This is a genomic window from Streptomyces sp. NPDC056527 (genome assembly GCF_042794475.1).
Classification (GTDB): Bacteria; Actinomycetota; Actinomycetes; order Streptomycetales; family Streptomycetaceae; genus Streptomyces.
Genome location: NZ_JBHTTQ010000183.1, coordinates 1 through 7,386 on the forward strand (window position 1 = coordinate 1; position 7,386 = coordinate 7,386).

Genomic DNA, 7,386 nt, shown 5'->3' on the forward strand with positions numbered 1-7,386 from the left:
GCGCCGGCCGCCCGAACGCGCCGGCCGCCCGGAGCGCCCGACTTCAGGGCGCCCCGGACGGCCGGCGTACGGGCGACGAGGGAGCGGTCACTCCCGGTCCAGGACCGCCGCGAGGACCTTCCGCAGCACCGCCCCGGGATCCGCGACCGCGCCTTCCGACCGCCAGGCGACGAACCCGTCGGGGCGGACGAGGACCGCACCGCCCGCGGTCACGCCGTGGAGCTCCGCCCAGTCCGTCTCGCCCTCCGGTGACAGCTCCGCGTCCGGGCCGTGACCGATGCGGTACGAGTCGACCGGCACGGAGAGCTGCTCCGCGACACGATGCGCCGCGGTGTGCCAGCCGTCGGATCCGTCGGCGGCGCTGAGGAGCACGAGGGACCGCTCGTACAGGTCGAGGGTCGAGACCCGCTCGCCGGCGCGGTCCAGCCACATGTGGGGCGCCCGGCTGCCGGGCTCGCCCGTCAACCGCAGACCGTCCGGGACGACCGGAACCTCCTGGTCGGCACCCTGGACCGCGCCCTGGGGGTAGCGGTAACCCAGCGCCACGTTGAGGATCCCGCCCTTCCTGCCCCTGGCGCCAGCGCCGGCGGCTTCGGGGGAGGGGGCGTACCCGGGGTGGCTGTGCTCGACCGAACGTGACGAGGCGCGGGAGCTGGTCGCCTCGGCGACGGGCCTGCGCTCCGCGTCGTAGGTCTCCAGCAGGCCCGGGCCGGCCCATCCGCCGAGGACGGCGGCCAGCTTCCAGGCCAGGTTGTGCGCGTCCTGGATACCGGTGTTGGAGCCGAACGCCCCGGTGGGCGACATCTCGTGGGCCGAGTCACCGGCGAGGAACACCCGGCCGTCCGCGTACCGAGCGGCGACCCTCTCCGCCGCGTGCCAGGGCGCTCGGCCCGTGATCTCCACGTCGAGATCCGGCACGCCCACGGCCCGCCGGATGTGGTCCCTGCAACGTTCGTCGGTGAACTCCTCCTCCGTCTCGCCGTTCTCGGGGTGCCAGGGCGCGTGGAACACCCAGCGCTCCTGGTTGTCGACCGGCAGCAGGGCCCCGTCGGCCTCAGGGTTCGTCAGATAGCAGACGACGAAGCGCCGGTCGCCGACGACGTCCGCGAGACCCCGGGACACGAAGGTGACGCTCACGTTGTGGAACAGGTCGCCCGGGCCGTTGTGCCCGATGCCGAGCCGTTCGCGAACGGGGCTGCGCGGGCCGTCCGCCGCGACGAGATAGTCCGCGCGAATCGTGGTGTGCTCGCCCGTGTCACGGCTCTTCACCTGGGCGGTCACCCCCTCGGCGTCCTGCTCGAACGACATCAGCTCGGTGGAGTACCGCAGATCCGCGCCGAGCTCGCGAGCGCTCTCGAGGAGCACCGGCTCGAGATCGTTCTGGCTGCAGAGGCACCATCCGGCGGGGCTGAATCGGGCGACCCCGCCGCCGGGATCGATCTCCTTGAACAGCCACTCGCCGACATCGCCCACCAGGCTCGGTGTCTGCAGGATGCCGTTGTTCCGCGCGAGGACGGACGCGGCGTCGTGAATGCGCTGCGCGACGCCGGCGCCGCGGAACAGCTCCATCGTGCGCACGTTGTTTCCGCGTCCGCGGGGATGGAAGGAGGTGCCCCGATGGCGTTCGACGAGCGTGTGCGGCACGCCGAGACGCCCCAGGAACAGCGAGGTGGAAAGGCCTACCAGCGAGCCGCCGACGATGAGGACGGGCGTGCGGTGACCGACTTCGCCGGCTTCTTCGGTTCGGTTCATTGATCGCCTCCAGCGTCGCCTGCGACGCATGACAGGGGTGGAATGCAGATTCATGCCCTCTGCAGACCGGTTCGCGCGTGCGGGGCACCCGAATGAACGCGCAGTTCACTCATCCGCACCGTGGGGCTCGCGCGGATCGCGGCGTCCGCCAACGATCGGCACATGACGACTCCGGGCTTTCGGGCACGGCGGTCCTTCCCGACCCTCTCGCGGAAGAGAAAGAGGTGCGCTGGATGTCCATCTCGGGACGTATTTCGCAGTCGGCGTTCGACGGCTCGAGGCTGCGGGTGATCCTGCTGCTCGATCTGTACGAAGGAGCTCAGCAGCAGTTCCTGGACGCGTACGAACTCATGTGCAAGCAGGTCGCGTCCGTACCCGGTCACATCAGTGACCAGCTATGCCAGTCCATCGAGAACCCCTCGCAGTGGCTCATCACCAGCGAGTGGGAGAGCGCTCCGCCGTTCCTCGCCTGGGTGAACAGCGAGGAGCACGTCGAAACCGTCAAGCCGATGCACAGTTGCGTCCGGGACACCCGGTCGATGCGCTACAGCATCCTCAGGGAGACCGGTCCCCGTCAGCCGCTCGCGCCCGAGCGGGCGACGTCCCGCCAGCAGGTGGCCGCCCGCGTCGGTGACGGTGTGGCACGCCACGCCCTCACGTTCACCGTCAAGCCGGGCTCCGAGTCGAAGGTCGCGGAGCTCCTGGCCGGGTACGAGTCGCCCAAGGCCCAGGTCGACGAGAACACGCGGCTGCGCCGCACCTCGCTCTTCATGCACGGCAACCGCGTCGTACGCGCCGTCGAAGTGGAGGGCGACCTCCTCGCGGCACTGCGCCACGTCGCCCGTCAGCCCGAGGTGCGCGCGGTCGAGGAGGCGATCAACCCGTACCTGGAGCAGGACCGGGACCTGACCGACCCCGAATCGGCGCGCGTCTTCTTCACCCGGGCCGCTCTCCCGGCCGTGCACCATGTGGTGTCCGGTCGGCCGGCACCGGGCGCCGTACGGCGTCACGCGCTGTACTACCCGGCCAAGGAGGGCTGCGGGATGGAGCTGGCCCGGCTGCTCGCCCATCAGGACGCGGCCGCGGCGGACGACCCGAAGAGCCCGGTGTACGGCAGCACCGTCTTCCAGCGCGACGACATCGTGGTGCGCCTCGTCGACCTCACCGGCGAACTCGACGTCGACCCCGTCGCCTCGCTCGGCCTCAAGGGCGCCGGGATCGCCGCCGAGCTGGAACGACTCCTCGACGGTGCGGCGATCGGCGTCGAGGGCTCCCTGGAGACGGAGCGCAACATCAACCGCCTCCTGTCGCACGCCGACATGCTGCCCATCACCGACCGCAGTTCGGCGGATTCCTGACGTGCGGCCGTGGCTCCGGCCGCGGCCGTTCACCCCGCACGCCACTTCCACACCGGAGGTAACAACCATGCTCAAGCAGCGTCCTCGCATCGTGACCCTGAGCGAGACGGAACCCAACCGCAGGCGCGGGGGTGACCTGCGGGCCATGCTCACGCCGGCCACCGTGGGTTCCACCAGCGGCTTCATGGGCCTGGCGATCGTCCAGCCCGGCGAGCGCATCGGTGAGCACTACCACCCGTACTCCGAGGAGTTCGTGTACGTCGTCTCGGGCGCGCTCGAAGTGGACCTGGACGGCGAGACGTTCGGGCTCGTGCCCGACCAGGGCCTCCTGATCCCCATCGACATGCGGCACCGGTTCCGCAACGTCGGTGACGTGGAGGCCCGCATGGTCTTCCACCTGGGCCCGCTCGCCCCGCGACCGAGCCTCGGTCACGTCGACACCGAGGTCACCGAGGAAGGCGAGCTCGCCGCGGCGGGGCCGCACCTGACCGTGCACGACCCGGCTCAGGTGTCCGAGCGAAGCGGGGCCATCGAGTGACCCGGCGAGTGGCCGTCACCGGTATCGGTGTGGTCGCTCCGGGCGGCACCGGAGCGAAGGCGTTCTGGGACCTCCTCGCCGCCGGGCGCACGGCGACCCGCGGCATCACCCTGTTCGACCCGGCCGGCCTGCGCTCACGCATAGCCGCCGAGTGCGACTTCGACCCGACGGCCCACGACCTGGACCCGGAGCTGAGCCGCCACGCCGACCGGTACATCCAGTTCGCCGTGGTCGCCGCCGGAGAAGCCGTACGCGACTCCGGACTCGACACCGACACGGAGGACCCCTGGCGCGTCGCCGTCTCCCTGGGCAGCGCCGTCGGCGGCACCACCCGGCTCGAACACGACTACGTCCTGGTCAGCGAGGGCGGGCAGCGGTGGGACGTGGACCACCGCGTGGCCGACCCGCAGCTGCACATGGCGTTCTCGCCGAGCACGCTCGCCTCGGTCGTGGCCGAACAGTTCGGCGCCCGGGGCCCGGTGCAGACCGTCTCCACCGGCTGCACCTCCGGCCTCGACGCCGTCGGCTACGCCTTCCACACCATCGAGGAAGGCCGTGCGGACGTCTGCATCGCCGGCGCGTCGGACTCGCCGATATCACCGATCACCATGGCCTGCTTCGACGCCATCAAGGCGACGTCGCCCGACAACGACGACCCCGAGCACGCCTCCCGGCCCTTCGACGACCACCGCAACGGGTTCGTCATGGGCGAAGGCGCGGCGGTCCTCGTCCTGGAGGAGTACGAACACGCCAGGGCGCGCGGTGCGCACATCTACTGCGAGATCGGCGGCTACGCCACCTTCGGCAACGCGTACCACATGACCGGTCTGACCGGTGAGGGGCTCGAGATGGCCCGGGCGATCGACTCCACGCTCGACCAGGCCCGGCTCGACCCCACGCTGATCGACTACGTCAACGCGCACGGCTCGGGCACCCGGCAGAACGACCGGCACGAGACCGCCGCCGTGAAGCGCTCCCTGGGCGCCCACGCCTACGACACCCCCATGAGCTCCATCAAGTCCATGGTGGGGCACTCGCTCGGCGCGATCGGCGCGATAGAGGTCGTCGCCTGCGTTCTCGCGCTGAAGCACCAGGTGGTACCCCCGACGGCGAACTACGAGACCCCCGACCCCGAGTGCGACCTGGACTACGTGCCGCGCACCGCCCGTCCGCGGAAGCTGAGGAACGTGCTCTCCGTGGGCAGCGGATTCGGCGGCTTCCAGTCCGCGGTCCTCCTGACCGGGCCGGGAGGGAGGTCACGATGAGCAGTCACCGACCACGGCGCGCGGTCGTCACCGGCATCGGTGTGATCGCCCCCAACGGGCTGAGCGCCGAGGCGTACTGGAAGTCGGTCCGGGAAGGGCTCGGCGTTCTGGACCGGATCACCCGCGAGGGGTGCGAACACCTGCCTCTGAAGGTCGCGGGCGAGGTACGGGGCTTCGACGCCTCCTCCCTCATCGAGGAGCGCTTCGTCGTCCAGACCGACCGGTTCAGCCACTACGCCATGGCCGCGGCCTCGATGGCCCTCGGCGACGCCGGCCTGCGGGACGACCCCGAGGAGCCCTTCGAGATCGGGGTGGTCACCGCCGCCGGGTCCGGGGGCGGCGAGTTCGGACAGCGCGAGCTGCAGAAACTGTGGGGACAGGGGTCCAAGTTCGTCGGCCCGTACCAGTCCATCGCCTGGTTCTACGCCGCGAGCACCGGCCAGATCTCCATCCGGAGCGGCTTCAAGGGGCCCTGCGGAGTGGTCGCAAGCGACGAGGCCGGCGGTCTGGACTCCATCGCCCACGCGGCCCGCGCCGTACGGCGGGGCACCGGCGCGATGATCGTCGGCGCCGCCGAGGCACCCCTGGCCCCGTACTCGATGGTCTGCCAGCTCGGATACCCCGAGCTCAGCACCGTCGAGGACCCGGACCGCGCCTACCGCCCCTTCACCTCCGCGGCATGCGGCTTCGTCCCGGCGGAGGGCGGCGCCATGCTCGTCGTGGAGGACGAGGCCCGCGCCCGTGACCGGGGAGCGGCCGTCCGGGCCGTCGTGGCCGGCCATGGCGCGACGTTCACCGGCGCCTCGCGCTGGGAGGAGTCCCGCGAAGGACTCGCCCGCGCCGTCCGCGACGCCCTCGACGAAGCCGAGTGCGCCCCGGAGGAGATCGACGTCGTCTTCGCCGACGCCCTGGGCGTACCGGAGGCGGACCGCGCCGAGGCGCTGGCGATCGCCGACGCCCTGGGAGCCCACGCCACCCGCGTACCCGTCACGGCGCCCAAGACCGGGCTCGGCCGGGCCTACTGCGGGGCTCCCGTCCTCGACACCGCGGCCGCCGTCTTCGCGATGGAACAGGGCCTGGTACCCCCCACCCCCAACGTGTTCGACATCAGCCACGACCTCGACCTGGTGATGTCCCGCGCTCGCCCCGCCGAGCTGCGCACGGCCCTCGTTCTCAGCAGGGGACTCATGGGATCCAACGCGGCGCTGGTCGTGCGCCGCGGTGACGACTCCGCCCGGTAGGACCGGGCGGGAAGGAGAAGCACACATGATCACCACCGCACTGACCTTCGACGAACTCGCCTCACTGATGAAGCAGGCGGCCGGAGTCACCGTCGACCCCCGGGAGCTGGAGAAGGCGCCCGACGCGCCCTTCAGCACCCTCGGCCTCGACTCGCTCGGCCTGCTCGGCATCGTCGGCGAGCTGGAGAACCGGTACAGCGTCTCGCTGCCCACCGACGCGGAGCGCTGCAAGACGCCCGCCGAGTTCGTCGGTCTCGTCAACAACACGCTCAAGACGGGAGTCTGACGTGTCCGGACACACCGACAACACCATCACCATCGACGCTCCGCTCGAGCTCGTCTGGGACATCACCAACGACATCGAGAACTGGCCGAACCTCTTCAGCGAGTACGCCTCCCTCGAGGTGCTCTCCCGCGAGGGCGACTCCACCACCTTCCGCCTGACCATGCACCCGGACGAGGCCGGGAAGGTCTGGAGCTGGGTGTCGGAGCGCACCGTCGACCGTCCCAAGCGGACCGTCCGCGCCCGCCGCGTCGAGACCGGACCCTTCGAGCACATGGACATCCGGTGGGAGTACGAGGAGACACCGGCCGGCGTCCACATGCGCTGGGTGCAGGACTTCGCGATGAAGCCCGACGCCCCGGTCGACGACGACTGGATGACGGACAACATCAACCGCAACTCCCGCACCCAGATGGCCCTCATCCGGGACCGCATCGAGCAGGTCGCCCGCGACCGCCGGAGCGCCTCGGTCCTGCCCGGCTGACGCACTCCGGCACGGTCCGGAGCCACATCCGTACACCGCACACCCGCACACCCGTACACCCAGGAAGGACGCTCGATGCACCACGCCCTGATCGTCGCCCGCATGGCACCCGATTCGGCGCCGGCGATCGCCGACGTGTTCGCCGCCTCCGACCGCGGCGAACTCCCGCACCTGGTCGGCGTCACCCGGCGCAGCCTCTTCCAGTTCGGGGACGTCTATCTGCACCTGATCGAGTCCGAGAAGGACCCGGCGCCCGCCATCGCGAAGCTGACGGGGCACCCGGAGTTCCGGGACACCAGCGAGAAGCTGTCGGCGTACGTCAGCGCGTACGACCCGAAGACATGGCGCAGCCCCAAGGACGCCATGGCGCACTGCTTCTACCGCTGGGAGCGGGACGCCGGTTCCTGAGCTCCTGAGCGAACGACGGAGAAACCCGAGGCCGCCCGCCCCGCGACAGACGCGGAG

8 protein-coding genes are annotated in these 7,386 nt (G+C 71.0%); 7 read left to right on the top strand and 1 reads right to left on the bottom strand.

Going from position 1 to position 7,386, the window contains the following annotated elements; genetic code table 11:
* Window positions 1-87 precede the first annotated feature (87 nt).
* Complete coding sequence (locus ACFQ7Q_RS37015; protein ID WP_383563318.1) at window positions 88-1,752, bottom strand: FAD-dependent oxidoreductase; 1,665 nt, start codon at window positions 1,750-1,752, stop codon at window positions 88-90.
* Between the two features lie 233 nt (window positions 1,753-1,985).
* Here ACFQ7Q_RS37015 and ACFQ7Q_RS37020 point away from each other — a divergent pair, with 233 nt between their 5' ends.
* The 7 genes from ACFQ7Q_RS37020 (at window position 1,986) to ACFQ7Q_RS37050 (ending at window position 7,329) form a co-directional block, all read left to right on the top strand.
* The gene (locus tag ACFQ7Q_RS37020) at window positions 1,986-3,110 is read left to right on the top strand and encodes a SchA/CurD-like domain-containing protein (protein WP_383563321.1); all 1,125 of its coding nucleotides are present in this window, start codon (window positions 1,986-1,988) and stop codon (window positions 3,108-3,110) included.
* Between the two features lie 67 nt (window positions 3,111-3,177).
* Window positions 3,178-3,648 carry a cupin domain-containing protein gene (locus tag ACFQ7Q_RS37025; RefSeq protein ID WP_383563324.1) on the top strand — a complete coding sequence of 157 codons (471 nt, stop codon included), beginning with the start codon at window positions 3,178-3,180 and terminating at the stop codon, window positions 3,646-3,648.
* On the top strand, window positions 3,645-4,913 hold the full coding sequence (locus tag ACFQ7Q_RS37030; RefSeq protein ID WP_383563327.1) for a beta-ketoacyl-[acyl-carrier-protein] synthase family protein: 1,269 nt from the start codon (window positions 3,645-3,647) through the stop codon (window positions 4,911-4,913). Before ACFQ7Q_RS37025 ends, ACFQ7Q_RS37030 begins: the two co-directional genes overlap by 4 nt.
* The gene (locus ACFQ7Q_RS37035) at window positions 4,910-6,154 is read left to right on the top strand and encodes a ketosynthase chain-length factor (protein ID WP_383563330.1); all 1,245 of its coding nucleotides are present in this window, start codon (window positions 4,910-4,912) and stop codon (window positions 6,152-6,154) included. Before ACFQ7Q_RS37030 ends, ACFQ7Q_RS37035 begins: the two co-directional genes overlap by 4 nt.
* A 25-nt stretch (window positions 6,155-6,179) precedes the next feature.
* On the top strand, window positions 6,180-6,440 hold the full coding sequence (locus ACFQ7Q_RS37040; protein ID WP_383563332.1) for a phosphopantetheine-binding protein: 261 nt from the start codon (window positions 6,180-6,182) through the stop codon (window positions 6,438-6,440).
* A gap of 1 nt (window position 6,441) precedes the next feature.
* Window positions 6,442-6,921 carry an SRPBCC family protein gene (locus tag ACFQ7Q_RS37045; RefSeq protein ID WP_383563335.1) on the top strand — a complete coding sequence of 160 codons (480 nt, stop codon included), beginning with the start codon at window positions 6,442-6,444 and terminating at the stop codon, window positions 6,919-6,921.
* Window positions 6,922-6,996: 75 nt separating this feature from the next.
* Complete coding sequence (locus tag ACFQ7Q_RS37050; protein ID WP_383563338.1) at window positions 6,997-7,329, top strand: TcmI family type II polyketide cyclase; 333 nt, start codon at window positions 6,997-6,999, stop codon at window positions 7,327-7,329.
* Window positions 7,330-7,386 lie beyond the last annotated feature (57 nt).